The organism is Janthinobacterium sp. P210005, from assembly GCF_036231865.1.
GTDB classification, from domain to species: domain Bacteria; phylum Pseudomonadota; class Gammaproteobacteria; order Burkholderiales; family Burkholderiaceae_D; genus Janthinobacterium; species Janthinobacterium kumbetense.
This window is the reverse complement of record NZ_JAZARC010000001.1, coordinates 519,381-535,615: the sequence shown is the minus strand read 5'-3', so window position 1 is coordinate 535,615 and position 16,235 is coordinate 519,381. Positions and strand designations below refer to the sequence as shown.

12 protein-coding genes are annotated in these 16,235 nt (G+C 66.1%); 4 read left to right on the top strand and 8 right to left on the bottom strand.

Going from position 1 to position 16,235, the window contains the following annotated elements:
* Positions 1-26: 26 nt before the first annotated feature.
* From VPH40_RS02220 to VPH40_RS02200, 5 genes are all read right to left on the bottom strand, one after another.
* Entirely contained in the window at positions 27-1,466 is a 1,440-nt protein-coding gene (locus VPH40_RS02220; protein ID WP_328572514.1) for a TolC family protein, read from the bottom strand.
* Positions 1,456-2,799: an HlyD family type I secretion periplasmic adaptor subunit gene (locus VPH40_RS02215; RefSeq protein ID WP_328572513.1), complete on the bottom strand. Its 1,344-nt coding sequence runs from the start codon at positions 2,797-2,799 to the stop codon at positions 1,456-1,458. The genes VPH40_RS02220 and VPH40_RS02215 overlap by 11 nt, the downstream gene beginning before the upstream one ends.
* Complete coding sequence (locus VPH40_RS02210) at positions 2,796-4,985, bottom strand: type I secretion system permease/ATPase (RefSeq protein ID WP_328572512.1); 2,190 nt, start codon at positions 4,983-4,985, stop codon at positions 2,796-2,798. Before VPH40_RS02210 ends, VPH40_RS02215 begins: the two co-directional genes overlap by 4 nt.
* Positions 4,986-5,075: 90 nt before the next feature.
* Positions 5,076-8,114, bottom strand: coding sequence for a calcium-binding protein (locus tag VPH40_RS02205; RefSeq protein WP_328572511.1), 3,039 nt, complete (start codon positions 8,112-8,114; stop codon positions 5,076-5,078).
* Positions 8,115-8,405: 291 nt separating this feature from the next.
* Positions 8,406-9,326 carry a LysR family transcriptional regulator gene (locus tag VPH40_RS02200; RefSeq protein ID WP_328572510.1) on the bottom strand — a complete coding sequence of 307 codons (921 nt, stop codon included), beginning with the start codon at positions 9,324-9,326 and terminating at the stop codon, positions 8,406-8,408.
* A gap of 109 nt (positions 9,327-9,435) precedes the next feature.
* Between VPH40_RS02200 and VPH40_RS02195 the strand changes: the two genes are divergently transcribed.
* Positions 9,436-10,929, top strand: a complete 1,494-nt coding sequence (locus VPH40_RS02195) for an MFS transporter (RefSeq protein WP_328572509.1) — start codon at positions 9,436-9,438, stop codon at positions 10,927-10,929.
* A gap of 111 nt (positions 10,930-11,040) precedes the next feature.
* Here the strand turns inward: VPH40_RS02195 and VPH40_RS02190 are convergent, their stop codons facing one another.
* The 3 genes from VPH40_RS02190 to VPH40_RS02180 form a co-directional block, all read right to left on the bottom strand.
* Positions 11,041-11,577, bottom strand: a complete 537-nt coding sequence (locus VPH40_RS02190) for a hypothetical protein (protein WP_305061790.1) — start codon at positions 11,575-11,577, stop codon at positions 11,041-11,043.
* Between the two features lie 107 nt (positions 11,578-11,684).
* Positions 11,685-13,265 (bottom strand): methyl-accepting chemotaxis protein, encoded by a 1,581-nt coding sequence (locus VPH40_RS02185; protein WP_328572508.1) that lies wholly within the window; start codon positions 13,263-13,265, stop codon positions 11,685-11,687.
* Positions 13,266-13,531: 266 nt separating this feature from the next.
* Complete coding sequence (locus tag VPH40_RS02180; RefSeq protein WP_305051849.1) at positions 13,532-13,966, bottom strand: hotdog fold thioesterase; 435 nt, start codon at positions 13,964-13,966, stop codon at positions 13,532-13,534.
* Positions 13,967-14,109: 143 nt separating this feature from the next.
* On the opposite strand from VPH40_RS02180, the gene lpxO reads away from it, so the two are divergent.
* The 3 genes from lpxO (at position 14,110) to VPH40_RS02165 (ending at position 16,181) form a co-directional block, all read left to right on the top strand.
* Positions 14,110-15,009: a lipid A hydroxylase LpxO gene (gene lpxO / locus VPH40_RS02175; protein WP_328572507.1), complete on the top strand. Its 900-nt coding sequence runs from the start codon at positions 14,110-14,112 to the stop codon at positions 15,007-15,009.
* An 82-nt stretch (positions 15,010-15,091) separates the two neighbouring features.
* A complete protein-coding gene (locus tag VPH40_RS02170) occupies positions 15,092-15,505 on the top strand; it encodes a DUF6331 family protein (protein WP_328572506.1) in 414 nt (137 codons plus the stop codon).
* 43 nt (positions 15,506-15,548) lie between these two features.
* A complete protein-coding gene (locus VPH40_RS02165) occupies positions 15,549-16,181 on the top strand; it encodes a carbonic anhydrase (protein ID WP_099664103.1) in 633 nt (210 codons plus the stop codon).
* The last annotated feature ends 54 nt before the right edge of the window (positions 16,182-16,235 follow it).

The following is a 16,235-nucleotide window of genomic DNA, read 5'->3' as shown; positions in this document are numbered from 1 at the left end:
GGAAGGCCAGTGCTCCATCATAGTCACTATCGCGCCGTCGAGGCGCGCAATTTGCCGCCGCCTGTGCCGCCGCTTGTACCCCCCTCTTGCGCGATATCGGCGCGTCCCAGCATGCCGGCGCTGGCCAGCAACCGCAGCCGGGCCGAGCGCCATTCCGCCTGGCAACGAATGCGTTCCTGCTGCGCTTCCAGCAGCGCCGACTGCGTATTGAGCATTTCCAGGATGTCCGCCGCGCCCAGGCCGAACTTGCGCTGCACGCTGGCCAGCGCGTCCTGCGCCGCGTCCAGCCACGTTTGCGCCGCGGCCAGGTTGGCCAGGGCCGTGCTCGCCTCCGCATGCGTCCTGACCAGGTCCATCAGGGTCTGCTGCCGCACTTCCTGCGCCTCCGCCTCCCTTTGCTCGGCCTGCGCCTGCGCGCCGCGCACCTTGTAGTGGCGCGCAAAACCGTCGAACAGGGGGATGTTGAGCGAGATGCCCACCAGCGTTTCGCGCGTGGAAGCGGGCGACAAGCCCTGGTTCGGGCGGCCGTTCTGGTACAGATTCGCCGTCAGGTCAATGCTGGGCCGGCCTTCCGAACGGGCCACGGCCACCCGCTCGCGCGCGGCCGCCAGCTGCGCCTGCGCCGCCACGATGGCCGGATGCCGTTCCCTGGCCTGCGCCAGCCAGGCGCTCAAGTCGTCGCGCAAGCCCGCGTTCAAGCCCGCCCCGGCGCCATCCCCGTCGTCGTCCACGAGCACCGCCGTGTCGGCCGGCAAGCCCAGGGTGTACACGAGCACGGCGCGGGCCTTGCGCTCGTCGCCATCGGCGCGGCTGGCGCCCAGGGCCGCCTTGGCCAGCGCGCTCGTCGCTTGCAGGGTGTCGCTGTGCGAGCCCAGGCCCCGCTGCGCGCGCCGCTGCGTCGCCTGCACCGTTTCCCGGGCCAGCGCCTCGTACGCCTGCCGCATCTGCACGCTGGCGCGCGCCGTCTGCGCGTCGAAATACGCGCTGACCGTCGCCGCCAGGGTCTTTTGCAGCACGGCGTCGCGGTTGGCCAGGGCCGCATCGAGCAAGGCCTGTGCCGAACGCTGGCCCGCCGCCCGGCCGCCAAAGTCGAACAGACGCCAGGACAGGCTGAGCGAACCCGTATTGCTGTCCAGGCTGCTGGAAGCCGTTCTGGCGCCGGGATAGGCCGTGCGGTCATGCACGCGGCTCAGGCTGCCATTCAGGGTGGGCAGATAGGCGGCCCTCGCTTCGCCCACGCCGGCCGCCTGCAGCCGGATGCCGGCCCAGGCGCCGTGCACCTGCGCATTGCGGCACAGGGCCAGGTCGACGGCCGCCGGCAAGCTCAGCGGCACGCTCAATGGTACTTCGGCCTCCCAGCTGGACGGACATGGCGCGGCGGCGGGCTCCACCGGCTGTTGCGCCCGCACGGGCAAGGCCCCCAGCAAGACGGCAGCCAGCAAGGCGGTGCGGCATCTAGCGTTCATGCAGCGCCTCCTTCTGGTGCTGCACCAGCGGCGAGAGCACGTATTCGATCACCCGTCGCGTGCCCGTGCGGATTTCCGCGCGCACGGCCATGCCGGCCGACAGGGGCACCAATCTGCCGTCGACGGCGATGGCCGGCTGGCGCAGCGTGATCCTGACGGCATAGACGAGGCCCTTTTTCTCATCCTCGATGGCGTCGCGCGACACGCTGCTGACGACGGCGGGCACGGTGCCATACTTTGTGTAGTCGAAGGCGTCGACCTTGATGGCGACCGCCTGCCCTGCCTGCACGAAGCCGGCGTCGCGGTTTTCCAGCATGGCGTCGATTTCCAGCCTGCCCTGGCGCGGCACGATCTGCATCAGCGCCTGCGCGGCCGGCACCACGCCGCCCACCGTGTGCAGCTTGAGCTGCTGCACCGTGCCGTCGACGGGGGCCGTCAAGCGCAGCAGGCTGCCGCGGGCGCTGGCGCGGCGCGCATCCTGGTCGCTGGCGGCCGCCCCCCTGGCGCCTTCCGCCAGCGCGTCGTACGCATCCTTGCGCGTCTGCGCGACCAGCGCCGCCCGTTCGCTGCGGGCCGACGCCAGCTGGCCGGCCAGGTCGATGCGCGCCTGCTCCTTTTCCAGCCACGCGTGTTCGGCCACGTCGCGCGTGGCCGCCAGCGCCTGGTAGTCGCCGGCGCGCTGCACCGCCAGCGGCAGCGCCTGCGCATAGCGGGCGATTTCGCCATCGAGATGGGCCAGCCTGGCGCGGAAATTCGCGTACTGGCCATCCACATGCGCCTGCGCGGCGGCGACGTCGGCGGCGGAAGCCTCCGCGGGCGGCGCCAGCTTCGGCGCACGCACGGCGTCGACGGCGGCGATCAGCGCGCGCGAGCGGGCCATTTGCAGCGCGGCCGCCACGGCGTCGCCGGCAGCCTTGTCGCGCTCGGCGTCGGGGCCGCGGCTGTCGAGCTCCACCAGCAGCTCGCCCGCCTTGACGGCTTGCCCTTCCCGCACGTGCAGGGCGCGCACGGCGGCCACGTCGACGGAAGCGATGGTCTTGGTATTGCCGGAGGGAATGATCTTGCCCGCCGCATTGACGATGATGTCGACCTGGCCGAAGACGGCCCACAGCACCACGCAGCCGACGAGCAGCATCAGCACGCGCGCCGTGAAGCGCAGCGACGGCGACACGGGCCGCTCCTGCAGCGCCAGCGCGGCCGGCAGGAAGGCCGCCTCGTCCTCGCTCAGCACGGGGCCGCCCAGGGTGGCGCGGCTGCGCCAGCTGTGCCGCAGCACCTGGCCATAGCGGGCCAGCAGTTCGCCATACGCGGCCAAGCGGTGGCCGGCGCTCATGCGGCGCTCCCGGTCGTTCCCTGCTGCAAACCGTACAAATGGGCATAGATGCCGTTCGGCCTGGCCAGCAGCGCGTTGTGCGTGCCCAGTTCTGCCACCTGGCCCCGCTCCATGACGACGATGCGGTGCGCCTCGCGCACGGCCGACAGGCGGTGGGCGATGATCAGCACGGTGCGCCCCGCGCAGATGCCGCGCATATTGTCCTGGATGATTTTTTCCGACTCGTAGTCGAGCGCGCTCGTCGCCTCGTCGAAAATCAGGATGCGGGGATTGCCGACGAGGGCGCGGGCGATGGCGATGCGCTGGCGCTGGCCGCCCGACAGGCCCGTGCCATGCTCGCCCACCATGGTGTCATAGCCTTCTGGCAACTCACAGATAAAGTCGTGGGCGCCTGCCAGTTTCGCCACGGCAATGACGGCGTCGATGGGCAGCGCCGGGTCGCTCAGCGCGATATTGTCGCGCACGGAACGGTTGAACAGGATGTTTTCCTGCAGCACCACGCCGATCTGGCGCCGCAGCGAGGCCGTGTCGATGACGGCGATATCCTGCCCGTCGATCAGCACCCTGCCCCGTTCGGGGATGTACAGGCGCTGCGCCAGCCGCGTCAGGGTGCTCTTGCCGGAGCCGGAACGCCCGACGATGCCGATCACTTCGCCGGGCGCGATGGCGATCGACACGTCGCGCAGTACCTCGGCCGCGTCGGGCCGGTAGCGGAAACCCACCTGCTGGAATTCGATGGCGCCCGCGATGCGCGGCATGCGCGCCTTCTGGCTGCCCCCGTTCAAGCCGCCAGATTCCGTGCGGGCATTCAGGATATCGCCCAGCCGGCTCATGGAAATGCCCACTTGCTGGAAATCGTTCCACAGCTGCGCTAGGCGCAGGATGGGCGAAGCCACCTGCCCGGCCAGCATATTGAAGGCCACCAGCTCGCCCACCGTCATTTTCCCGTCGATGACGAGGGTGGCGCCCCACCACATGATGGCGGCCGTCACCAGCTTGCTGACGAGGGTGACGCCGCCGCTGGCCAGCATGCCGATGTTGTTCGCCGACAAGCCCGCCGACACGTAGCCGGCCAGCTGCTTTTCCCACTGTAGCTGCCAGCGGGGCTCGACGGCCATGGCCTTGACCGTGTCGACGCCGCTGATCGTTTCGACCAGGAAAGACTGGTTTTCCGCGCTGCGGTTGAATTTGTCGTTCAAGCGCCCCCGCAGCACGGGCGTGAGCAGCATCGACAGGGCCGCATACACGGGAATCGAGGCCAGCACGATCACGCTCAGCGCGGCGCTGTACCACAGCATGGCGGCGATGAAGATGAAGGAAAACAGCACGTCCAGCACCAGGGTCATGGCGTTGCCGGTGAGAAACGAGCGGATGCTTTCCAATTCATGGATGCGGGCCACGGAATCGCCCACGCGGCGGGCCTGGAAATACGCGATCGGCAAGGCCAGCAGGTGGCGGAACAGGCGCGCGCCCAGTTCCACGTCGATCTTGCTGCTCGTGCGCGCAAAGACATAGGTGCGTATCTGGCCCAGCACGGCCTCGAAGACGATGGCGCACACGAGGCCGATGGCCACCACGTTCAGGGTCTGCATGGCGTGGTTGACCAGCACCTTGTCCATCACCACCTGGAAAAACAGGGGCGTGGCCAGGCCGATCAGCTGCAGCACGAAGGAAATCAGCAGTACTTCGCCCAGCAGCCGGCGGTATTTGACGATGGCGGGAATGAACCAGCTGAAATCGAAGCGGGCCGTCTCGCCCGCGTAGCTGGCCTTGCTGGTGAAAAAGATCAGTTCGCCCGACCAGATGGCGAGGAAATCGTCGCGGCCCAGGATTTGCGGCGGCTGGCCCGGATGCTGGACGAGCACCTTGCTCACGCCGCCGTCGCCCGTGTCGACCTTGCCGAGGACAAAGAAACGGCCGTCGTGGCCGATGGCGATGGCCGGCAGCGGCGCCTGCGCCAGCCGTTCAGGCGCTTGCTGTACCAGCTTGGCCGTCAAGCCCAGCTGTTTTGCGGCCAGCAAGACGGTTTGCCGCGTGAACACGGACTGGCCGAATGCGTGCTTGAGCTGGGCGCCGTCGGCAGCGATGCCATGCAGGCTGGCCATCAGCAGCAGCGACAGCAAGCCCGTGTCGGGCGCGGCAGGTTCCAGGGGGGACGTATCGTGGCGATATGAAAATGCGGTCATCGGATCATGTCAAAAATTCAATGGCGCAGCCTGGCCGAGGCTGCTCACCCCGGCCAGGCTGCGTGCTGGTGAAACTAGCCTATTAAACGATCAATGCGCCGCCGCCAGCTGGATCTGCGACGCCGGGCCGCCTTGTACCGACCACGGCGCCGATGCGGCCGCCGGCACGGCAAAGCCGGCCATCGCTTGCACCAGCTGCGCCGCATCCGCTTGCCAGCCGCCGAAGCCACCCGCACTGGCGGCCTGGGTTTGTTGCGCGGCGCGCCAGTTCTGCGCCAGTACGGGCGCCAGGGTCGCGGCCGTGCCGGCAGGCAAGGTGAGCTGACCAGCCGGCGGCGGCGTCAGGCCCGCCATCGCCTGCACGAGTTTTTGCACGTCGCTGCCCAGCAAGACGCGGCCATCGGCCATGCGGAATTCCTCGATGCGCCGCTCCGCGCTCTCGTACCAGCCGGTGACGGTGATCTTGTCGCTGGTGCCGATGGTGCTCACTTCCAGAGCCGTGCCCACCTGGCGGAACCACAGCTGCTCGGCGCTGACGCCGGCCAGGAAGGACACCACGTCGCGGCTGCCCGCCTCGTTGGCCTCGTTGATCATGTCGGCGCCGTCGCCGCGGGCGAAGATATAGGTATCGTTGCCCAGCACACCGGCCAGGACGTCGTCGCCCTTGCCGCCCTGCAAGATATCGTTGCCCAGGACGCCCAGCAGGGTGTTCTTCAGTTCATTGCCGATCAGCACATCATCGAACTTGCTGCCGACGACCGCGTTGAAATTGGCCACCACATCGACGCCCGGACGCGCGGCCAGTGCCGTGCCTACGGCTGCGAAGGCAACCGTCGCGCCAGCGCTTGCGTTGACGTAATTGAGCGCGTTGCCCGCACCGCCGCCGTCGAGCACGTTGCCGCCGGGGGTAGTGACGAAAAAGATGTTGTTGGTGAAGGAGCTGCCCGTCACGGTCAGGCCAGAGCCCCCGAGGCGCACATTCTCGACGTTGTCGGCCACCGTGTAGTTGACCGTGGTAAACACGGAATCGTTGCCGCCGTTGTCCCGTTCGTCGATGAAGTCGCCGCCGTGGTTGACGTAATACGTGTCGTCGCCGCCCAGGCCCTGCAGCAGGTCGGCGCCGGCCGTGCCATACATGACGTCGGCATTTGCCGTGCCCGTGAAGGTTTGCCCCGTCGGCTGCGTGGGGCCGTTGAAGTGCCAGGCCTGGGCCAGCGCGGGCGCCAGGGCGGCGGCCGTGGCGGCAGGCAAGGTCAGCTGGCCCAGCGCAGGCGGCGCCAGGTACGCCATGGCCTGCACCAGCGATTGCACGTCGGCGCCGCGCAGGACGTGGCCGGTGGCCGTGCGGAATTCCTCGATGTTCGGCGCGGCCGCGTTCCAGGCGCGGATGGTGATCTTGTCCGTCGTGCCGATGGTGCTCACTTCCAGGTCCGCACCCACCTGGCGGAACCACAGCTGGTCGATGTTCACGCTGGCCAGGAAGGCGATGGCGTCGTAGCCGGCGTCGGCGGAAAGCTCGGTGACGACGTCGGCGCCGTCGCCGCGGGCAAAGACGTAGGTATCGTCGCCCAGGCCGCCGGCCAGCGTGTCGGCACCCTGGCCGCCTTGCAAGGTGTCGTTGCCGAGGCCGCCGGACAGGCTGTTGGCCAGTTCGTTGCCGATCAGCACGTCGTCATAGGCGCTGCCTGTCACGCTGGAAATATTGACCAGCACATCGCTGCCAGGCAGGAACGCGGTACTGCCGCCGACGGGAGCGATGGTCGCCGTGGCGCCCGCCCTGGAACCGGCATAGGTGGCGGAATTATTGCTGCCGATGCCATACAACAAGTTGCCGCCGGCTACGTCGACGTGAAAGACGTTACCGCTGCCGTTGCCTGTCACACCCAGGCCCGCTGCGGCCAGGTGCAGTTCTTCGATGTTGGCGGCCATGGTGTAGCTGACGGTCGTGTAGACAGTATCGCGGCCGCCACCAGGCTGTTCAGTTACCACGTCGTTGCCATGGTTGACGTAATAAATGTCGTCGCCGCCCAGGCCCGCCATCACGTCGGCGCCCGCCGTGCCCTTGATGATGTCGGGATTCGCCGTGCCGGTAAAAACGCCATTGCCGGGCTGGTTTGGTCCCTCGATGCGCCAGTTCTGCGCCAGCACGGGCGCCAGGACGGTGGCTTCGTAGACAGGCAAAGTCAGCTGGCCAGCCGGCGGCGGCGTCAGGCCCGCCATCGCCTGCACCAGGTTTTGCACGTCGCCGCCCAGCAGCACGCGGCCGTCGGCCGTGCGAAATTCCTGGATGCGGGGCACGATGCCGCCGCTGAACCAGCCATTGACGGTAACCTTGTCCGTCGTGCCGATGGTGCTCACTTCCAGGTTCACGCCCACCTGGCGGAACCACAGCTGGTCGGCGCTGACGCCGGCCAGGAAGGAGACGACGTTGTGGCTGCCCCCTTCCACCATCTCGGTGATGCCGTCGGCGCCGTCGCCGCGGGCAAAGATATAGGTGTCGTCCCCCTGCATGCCGACGAGCAGATCGTCGCCCTTGCCACCGCGTAAGGTATCGTTGCCCAAGCCGCCAATCAGGCCGTTCTTGAGCTCGTTACCGGTGAGGACATCGTCGAACTTGCTGCCGGAGATGCTCATCAGGTTGACCAGCACGTCGCTGCCCGCAGGCGCCGTCAGAGGGTCATTCGCGCCCAGCAGCGTTGCCGTCACGCCCGTGCGGGAACCGACATACACGACCGAGTTGCCCGTGCCGCCGCCATCGATCCTGTTGCCACCGGCCGTATCGACGTAAAAGATATTATTGGTATTGGCGGTGCCCGTGACGGTCAGCCCGGCGGCGGTCAGGTAGACTTTCTCCACGTTCTCGGCCACCGTGTAATTGACGCTGGTGTACACGCTGTCGTTGCCGCCGTTGGCCAGTTCGACGATCACGTCGCCGCTGTCGTTGACGTAATACGTGTCGTCGCCGGCCAGGCCTTCGAGCACGTCCGCGCCCGTGGTGCCGGTCAGCACATCCGCGTTCGCCGTGCCGATGAAGCGCTGCGGGGCGGCCGCGACACTGTTCAGGTATGCCTCGATGGCGGACATGCCGTCGGCGGCGGTGGAAGTTTGCGATGCAAATTTTTCAGTCATGTTGCAGTTTCCTGTCATTAAACGTCAAAACCAAGAGTGAATATGTCGGCGCAAGCTGACATGCAAGGCAAAAGTTCCGGCCGCCTCCACTTGCAGTTCAGCGTGCACCTTCAACGGTCCGGCACTTTCGGCGCAGGGACGGCGCGCGATTGAACGCCGCCTCGCATGCACGCCGTATTGACGTTCAAGCGGGTGTAGCACTGTTATTTGTCATGCAAATGTCACACTGCATGGTGGAAGGGAGGCGGGGAAGGAAGCGCGCGGGCGCGCCCGCTGCGATGGCGTCTGTTTTCAGGCGGCTGGGAAGGAGCTCTCGCTTGACGGCCGGGCGCCGAACGTCTGGTCCTGCAGCTGCGCCACCAGGAAATCGATAAACACGCGCAAGCGCGGCGGCAAATGGCTGCTGGCCGGCCACAGCAGCCAGAATGCCGTGCGCGCCTGCGTATGCGCGTCCAGCAGCGAAACCAGTTGCCCCGCCGCCAGCTCGCGCTGCACGGCGAACGCGGGCAGGTAAGCGATGCCCTGCCCTTGCAAGGCCAGGAAGACGCGCATTTCCACGCTGTTGCACACCATGCCGGACGCCGGCTGGGCCAGCGCATCCATCAGCGGCCACGGCTCCAGGCGGCCCGTGGCGGGAAAACGGTAGTCCAGGCGGGCGTGCCGCAGCAGCGCGGCGCCATCGGCGGGCCAGCCATGGCGCGCCAGGTAGGCGGGCGACGCCACCAGCAAGCGGCGGAACGTGCATAGCTTGCGCCGCATCAAGCTTGAATCGGCCAGCTCGCCCGTGCGCACGGCCGCGTCAAAGCCGTCGCTGACGAGGTTGACCATGGCGTCGGAAAAATCGAGATCGAGTTCGATGGCGGGATAGGCTTGCATGAAAGCGCCGATGGCCGGCTCGAACAAGCCGCTGTAGCGTGGCAGGCTGATGCGCAGGCGTCCGCTGGGGCCGCTGCTGGACTCGCTCAATTCCCGCTCGGCCGCGTCCACCTCGGCCAGGATGCGCTTGCAGCGCTGCAGGAATTTTTCCCCTTCCGCCGTCAGCGCCAGGTGCCGCGTGCTGCGCTGGAACAGGCGCGCGCCCAGCCGCGCTTCCATGCGCGCCACGCTCTTGCCCACGGCCGACGAAGACAGGCCCAGCAGCCGGCCCGTGGCCGAGAAACTGCCGCTGTCGGCCACCTGTACGAACATGGCGATGCCGCCGAGACTATCCATGCGCTCCCCATTAAAGACAAATGTGTCCGATATGTTGATCAGTTTAGCCCATTTTTCTTCAATGACGGGCGCGCCATACTTGCCGCTCCTTCTCTCCGAACCCACTGCCATGCCCTCTTCCCCACGTTTGACGCTTGCCCTGCAAGTGCTGGCCGCCTGCCTGACAGGCTTGCTGATTCCATTGTGCTTCACGGGCCCGGCCGTGGCGCTGCCCGCCCTCGGCGCCGAATTGCGGGGCAGCGCCGCCGCCCTGAACTGGGTCATCAATGCATACATCCTCAGCTATGGCAGCGCCATGATGGTGGCCGGCAGCCTGACGGACGTGCTGGGCCGGCGCCGCGTCTGGCTGGCGGGCCTGGCCCTGTTTTGCGCGGCCACCCTGGCCATCGCCATGGCCCCGTCCGTCGCGCTGGTCGCCGCGCTGCGCTTCGTGCAGGGCCTGGGCGGCGCGGCCGCGTTCGCCGCCGCCATGTCGTCGCTGGCGCCCCTGTTCCACGGCGCGGCGCGCAGCCGGATGATGAGCGTGCTGGGCACGACGTTCGGCCTGGGCTTGGCCTTCGGCCCGCTGGCGGCCGGCGCCATGCTGGAACTGGCCCGCTGGCCCGCCATCTTTTACGCCACGGCCGCGCTGGGCGCCATCGGCGCGCTGCTGGTGCTGGCCAGCGTGCCGGCCGATGCGCCCCGTACCCAGGGCCGGCTGGACTGGCCCGGCGCCCTCAGCTTCAGCGGCGCGCTGTCCCTGTTGACCCTAGGCATGCTGCTGGCGCCCGAACATGGCTGGCGCAACGGGGCCGTGCAACTGTCCATCGCCTCGTCCGCGCTGCTGTTTTGCGTGTTTGTCGCGGTCGAACGCAGGACGGCGCGGCCCATGCTGGACTTGACCCTGTTCCGCCAGCGCCGCTTCGTCGCCGTGCAAGTGCTGGCCGCCTCGCCCGCCTTTTTGTTCATCGTCCTGATCGTCATGCTGCCGGGGCGCTTCATCGGCATCGACGGCGTGTCGCCGCTGGCGGCGGGCCGCCTGATGATCGCCCTGGCCGCGCCCCTGCTGGTCGTGCCCATGCTGGCGGCGCTGCTATTGCGCTGGTTCAAGGCCGGCACCGTGTGCGCGGCGGGATTGCTGCTGGCGGCCGCCGGACTGGCCTGGCTGGCGCAAGTGCTGGGCAACGGCGGCACCGCCGTGCTGGCGGGACCGCTGCTGCTGGTGGGCGCCGGCATCGGCTTGCCGTGGGGCTTGATGGACGGCATGGCCCTGAACGTGGTGGACACGCCGCGAGCCGGCATGGCGACGGGCATCTTCAATACCGTGCGCATCAGCGCCGATGGCGTGGCGCTGGCCCTGGCGGGCGCCCTGCTGGCCAGCCTGATCGGCGCCGCGCTGCAGCACCAGCTGCCCGCCGGCCTGCCCGTGCTGGCCGCCGCCAGCCGCGCCGCGCTCGGCGATATCCAACAGGCAACACAACTGCTGGGCGGCCAGGAAGCGCTGCTGCGCGCCAGCTATGACGCGGCCTTCCGCCAGTTGCTCAATGGCCTGGCCGTGCTGGCCGTGGCGCTGGCTGCGCTGGTGCCGTATTTACTCAAGAAAAGAGAACTTCACGACGCTTGACAAAACCGGCGCGAGCGGAAGGTAGAGGTGGTCGAGAAGCGCAACCGTACTCAGGTACGGTGAGCATCGCAGGCCATCTATACCGACGCGCAGCAGGTTTGGGCAGGCGTCCTAGGCGTCCAGGCCATAGAACACGGCAACGAGGATGGCGATGTTATTGCAGGCGCGCGAGAATGTCGTTGTGGCGTAGGCCACGGCCACACTGGGGCCGCGGTAGCGCAGGTAGACAAAGCTGAACATGGCGCCCGACCCCAGCGCGACGATGGCGTGCAGCAAGCCGCCGCTGATGAAATGCACGATGGCCCACAGGACGGCGCCGATAAAAATGCTCAGCTGGCGGCTGGCGCCCAGGCGCCGGAGGATTTCCAGCGGCAGCAGCTGGCCGAGGAAGGTTTCCAGGATGGGGGAATAGATGACGACCCAGAACACCAGCAGGGGCAGCGACATTTCGCGCTTGAATTTGGACAAACCCGTGTGCGCGCCCCAGTATTCAGGCGGCAACAGCCATTTGGTGAGGAACAGGATGGCAAAGCACAGCATGCAGGTGAGTAACCCCCAGCCGAGGCCGGCAAGGGCCAGCTGCAGCACGGGAGGCGCCGGGCCGTCGTCGTCCGGGCTGGAGAGATCATGGCTGCTGCGCACTTGCATGAGTAGTCCTGGCGGTGATCCAGCGCTCATTGTAGCGCGGAATAGGACTGTTCGCGCATGGCTGTGGAGCGCGGCGCATGGCGCGCCGCGCTGCCGCGCTATCGGCGTCAGGCCGCCAGGCGCAGCGGACCGTTGGCCGGCTTGGCCAGTTTGAAGATGCCCACTTCCTGTTCCAGCTGCGCCGCCTGCTGCTGCAATTCATGCGCGGCGGCCGCCGCCTGCTCGACCAGGGCCGCGTTTTGCTGGGTCACGCGGTCCATGTCGACGATGGCACGGTTGACTTGCTCGATGCCGGCGCCTTGCTCCTGCGTCGCGTGGCTGATCTCGGCCATGATGCCCGTCACCCGGCCGATGCCGGCCACCACGTCATGCATGGTGACGCCGGCCTGCTCGACGAGCAAGGTTCCCGTGCCCACCTTGCTGACGGAATCGTCGATCAGCAGCTTGATTTCGCGCGCGGCGGCGCTTGACCTCTGCGCCAGGTTGCGCACTTCCGTGGCGACGACGGCAAAGCCGCGTCCCTGCTCGCCCGCGCGCGCCGCTTCCACGGCCGCGTTCAAGGCCAGGATATTCGTCTGGAAGGCGATGCTGTCGATCACGCCGATGATGTCGACGATCTTGTTCGACGAGGCATTGATCAGGCTCATGGTGTGCACCACTTCGGCCACCGCCTTGCCGCCCTGCTCCGACACCTTCGACGCTTCGCGCGCCAGGTGGTTGGCCTGCTGCGCGTTATCCGCATTCTGGCGCACGGTGGAAATCAGTTCTTCCATCGATGAGGCGACCTCTTCCAGCGAGCCGGCCTGCTGCTCCGTGCGCTGCGACAGGTCGCGGTTGCCCGAGGCGATCTCGGTCGAGGCCGTGGCGATGCTTTCCGTGCCGTGGCGCACCTTGCCGACGATGGCGGCCAGGTTGTCGCGCATGGTCTTGATTGCAAACAGCAGGCTGCTGTCGTCGCCGTGGCGCGTGTGCACGTCGATGGCCAGTTCGCCGAGCGCGATGCGCCCCGCGATCGAGGCTGCATACCCCGGTTCGCCGCCCAGCTGGCGCAGCAATCCCCGCGTGATGACGGTGGCAACAAAGATGCAAATGAGCACGCTGAGGGCGGCCAGCACGCCGATCCAGCGCAGCGACTGGCCATAGATGGCGCGCGCGGCCACGCTGGCCTGCTCCGACTCGCGCTGCACGTTTTTCAGCACGGTATCGATGTCGGCGACGATCTGCCGCCGCAGGGGGCTGCACTCCTCGACGAGGAAGGTGCCGTACTGTTCCATCTGCCCCGTGGCGCGGAACTGGCGCGGACGCTGCAATTGCTGCGCCATGGTGTTCAAGCCCGCGCTGACTTTCTCGAATTGCGGATCGCCGGCGAACTGCGGCGCCAGGCGCGCCAGCGCTTCCAGGTACAGCGCCTTCTGGCTGTCGAGAATGGCCAGCTCTTTTTCGGCGGCGGCCTGGTCATGGAAGATATATGCGTTGCGGGCGGCCAGGCCCGTCTGGTCGAGCGCTTCGCGCGCCACGTACAGCGGTTCGAGTTTTTCCAGTTGGACTTTTTCTTGCGCGTCCATGGCGCCGGAGATGGCGCCGATGCGCAGCAGCGCGAAAGCCGCCAGCACCAGCATCAGTACCACCAGCAGCCCGAAGCCTGCGCTCAGGCGCGCGCCTATCGTCAAACGATTGAATGACATCATTGTTGTTATTGCCCTGTAAATAAAGTTGATTGTTGCTGGTTATTTAAAAACCAGCGATCTGCTCGCCGTCGTGTTGCCTTTCCTGCATGGCGCAGGATGGGTCTCTAACTGGCGTTTTTTGGGCAGTCAGCTTCTAATTTCGGGCAATGCAGGCGCGCGGGACATACCCTGCGCCATACAACAGCACACTGAATTATAAGCGAACAGCGTTATGGATGATTCCACGCGCTCACTTTTAATGCCTTGACGCATATCAAAAAAGACAATTAACGCTGGCCTGGCGTATCGATGACGGCCATGGTGATGCGCGAGATGCAGCACAGCTTGCCGTCGTCGTCGGTGATGCGGATTTCCCAGACCTGGCTGGTGCGGCCCCGGTGGATCGGCGTGGCGCGCCCCGTCACCTGGCCGCCACGCACGCCGCGCACGTGGTTGGCATTGATTTCCTGGCCCACGCTCACTTGCCGGCTGGAATCGAGGCAGGCATTCGCGGCCATGCTGCCCAGAGTTTCGGCCAGCAGCACGGAAGCGCCGCCATGCAGCAGTTTAAAAGGCTGCATGGTGCGGTGGTCGACGGGCATGGTCGCTTCGATCCAGTCGGGGCCGAAGGCGCTAAATTCGATGCCCAGGTGGCGCATGGCCGTGCCTGCACTGGCGGCGTTGAGGGTGGCCAGGTCGAGCGGTGCGTGCCAGATTTCCATCGTTACCTCATATCAGTGGGGAGAACAGCCATTGTAGGACAGAGCGCTGCCGCGCGCCGCTTCATCTTTCCTTCACCGTGGCACGGGGTGGCGCCGGCATTAACTGGTTATAATTGCCCCATTCTTAAAAAACGAGGTTGTGTATGAAGTGGGCCTTGCTGGGCATTTTTGTGTTTTCTGTTTTACATATTCATTTTCGTGGCAAGGTGCGCCTGCCGTTCCGCCGCCAGATCTTCGATCACTCCTCGTTCATGGCGCCGCTGAACCTGTTCATGCACACCTTTTCCAAGGTGCCGGCCACGCCGTATCTTTCCGTCGAGCAATTCCCGGAACTGGCGCCGCTGCAGCAGAACTGGCAGATCATCCGCGATGAAGCGCTGCGCATGCAGGAAATGAAAAAGATCAAGGCGGCCGAAAAGAACAATGACGTGGGTTTCAATTCCTTCTTCAAGTATGGCTGGAAGCGTTTCTACCTGAAATGGTATGACGCGAACCACCCGTCGGCCCAGCAGATGTGCCCGCAAACCTATGCGCTGCTGCAATCGATTCCGTCGATCAAGGCAGCCATGTTCGCGGAACTGCCGCAGGGCGGCAAGCTCAACCCGCACCGCGACCCGTTCGCCGGCTCCCTGCGCTACCACCTGGGCTTGCAGACGCCGAACGACGACCGCTGCTTCATCGATGTCGATGGCGAACGCCACAGCTGGCGCGACGGCCAGGCCGTGATGTTCGATGAAACGTATATCCACTGGGCCCGCAACGACGCCGACAGCGACCGCATCATCCTGTTCTGCGACATCGAGCGCCCGATGCGCTACCGCTGGGCGCAAGCGCTGAACCGCTGGCTGGGCCGCACCCTGATGACGGCCGCCGCCTCGCCGAACGAGCTGGGCGACCAGGTGGGCGGCGTGAGCAAGCTGTTCCAGATTTCCTGGACCATGGGCCAGTACCGCCGCCGCTTCAAGGCGTGGAACAAGACGGCGTACCAGGTCACCCGCGTGGCCCTCGTCGTGGGCGTGATCGCGCTGATCTATTTTATCTAGACGCCGGCATCGCCACTTTGACAAAAACCGCCTTCGGGCGGTTTTTTTATAATGCGATGCCACTCACCAGGAGAATCTGCAAATGACCGAACGCGACCGCCAGTACGATATCCAGATCGGCGACGATGCATGGATCGAGTTCATCCACCTTGACGGCCGCTATGACCAGGCCATCGACATCGATGCCCTGCTGGACGAACTGTGGCCGCTGATCTGCCGCCTGGAAACCTATTGCGTGGCCGGCTGTTGCGGCATGGATGCCTTCGATTTCACGCCCGAAGGCATCGCTGCGGCGCTGGTAGACCTTGACCGCGCGCAACTGCACGCCGCCTGCGCGCAAGCCCGCAACGCCGTGGCAGCAGCCGCCAGCGACGTCTTCACGAGCAACACGCTGAACCACATGGCCGACAAACGCGTGTTCCTGCAATTGCTCGAGCATGTCGAGCGCTGCACGGCGGCCCCTGAAACGAGGCAGCCGGCAAGCCAGCCGCGCTGACATCGGCGATAATACGGGTTCACACCACTCTCTTCTCTTATTTATGCGCGACATCATTGCCGGATTTCTACGTTTCCAGAAGGAAGTCTTTCCTGAACGCCGAGAGCTGTTCAAGACATTGGCCACGGGACAGACGCCCAAGGCCTTGTTCATTTCCTGCTCCGACAGCCGGATGGTGCCGGAACTGGTGACGCAGCGCGAACCTGGCGAACTGTTTGTGATCCGCAACGCGGGCAATATCGTGCCTTCGTTCGGCCCGGAACCGGGCGGCGTGAGCGCGTCCGTCGAATTTGCCGTGGCGGCCCTGAATGTGACGGACATCGTCATTTGCGGCCATTCCGATTGCGGCGCGATGAAAGCCATCGCCACCTGCACCTGCCTCGATCACATGCCGGCGGTCAAGAACTGGCTGCGGCACTCTGACGCGGCGCGCATGATCAATGAATCGATCGAGCATGCCACGGAACAGGACCGCATCGACGGCATGGTGCGGGCCAATGTCGTGGCGCAACTCAACAACATCCGCACCCACCCCTCGGTGGCGCTGGGCATCACGCAAAAACGCCTGACCCTGCATGGCTGGGTGTATGACATCGAAAATGGCTCGCTCGATGCGCTCGACGAGTCCACCGGCCAGTTTGTCCCGCTCGCTGAACATCCGGCCTCGAAGCTGTAAGGGCAAGCCATCCCCGTCAGGCGCAACATTGCGCTTGACCTTGTCCAGAGGGGA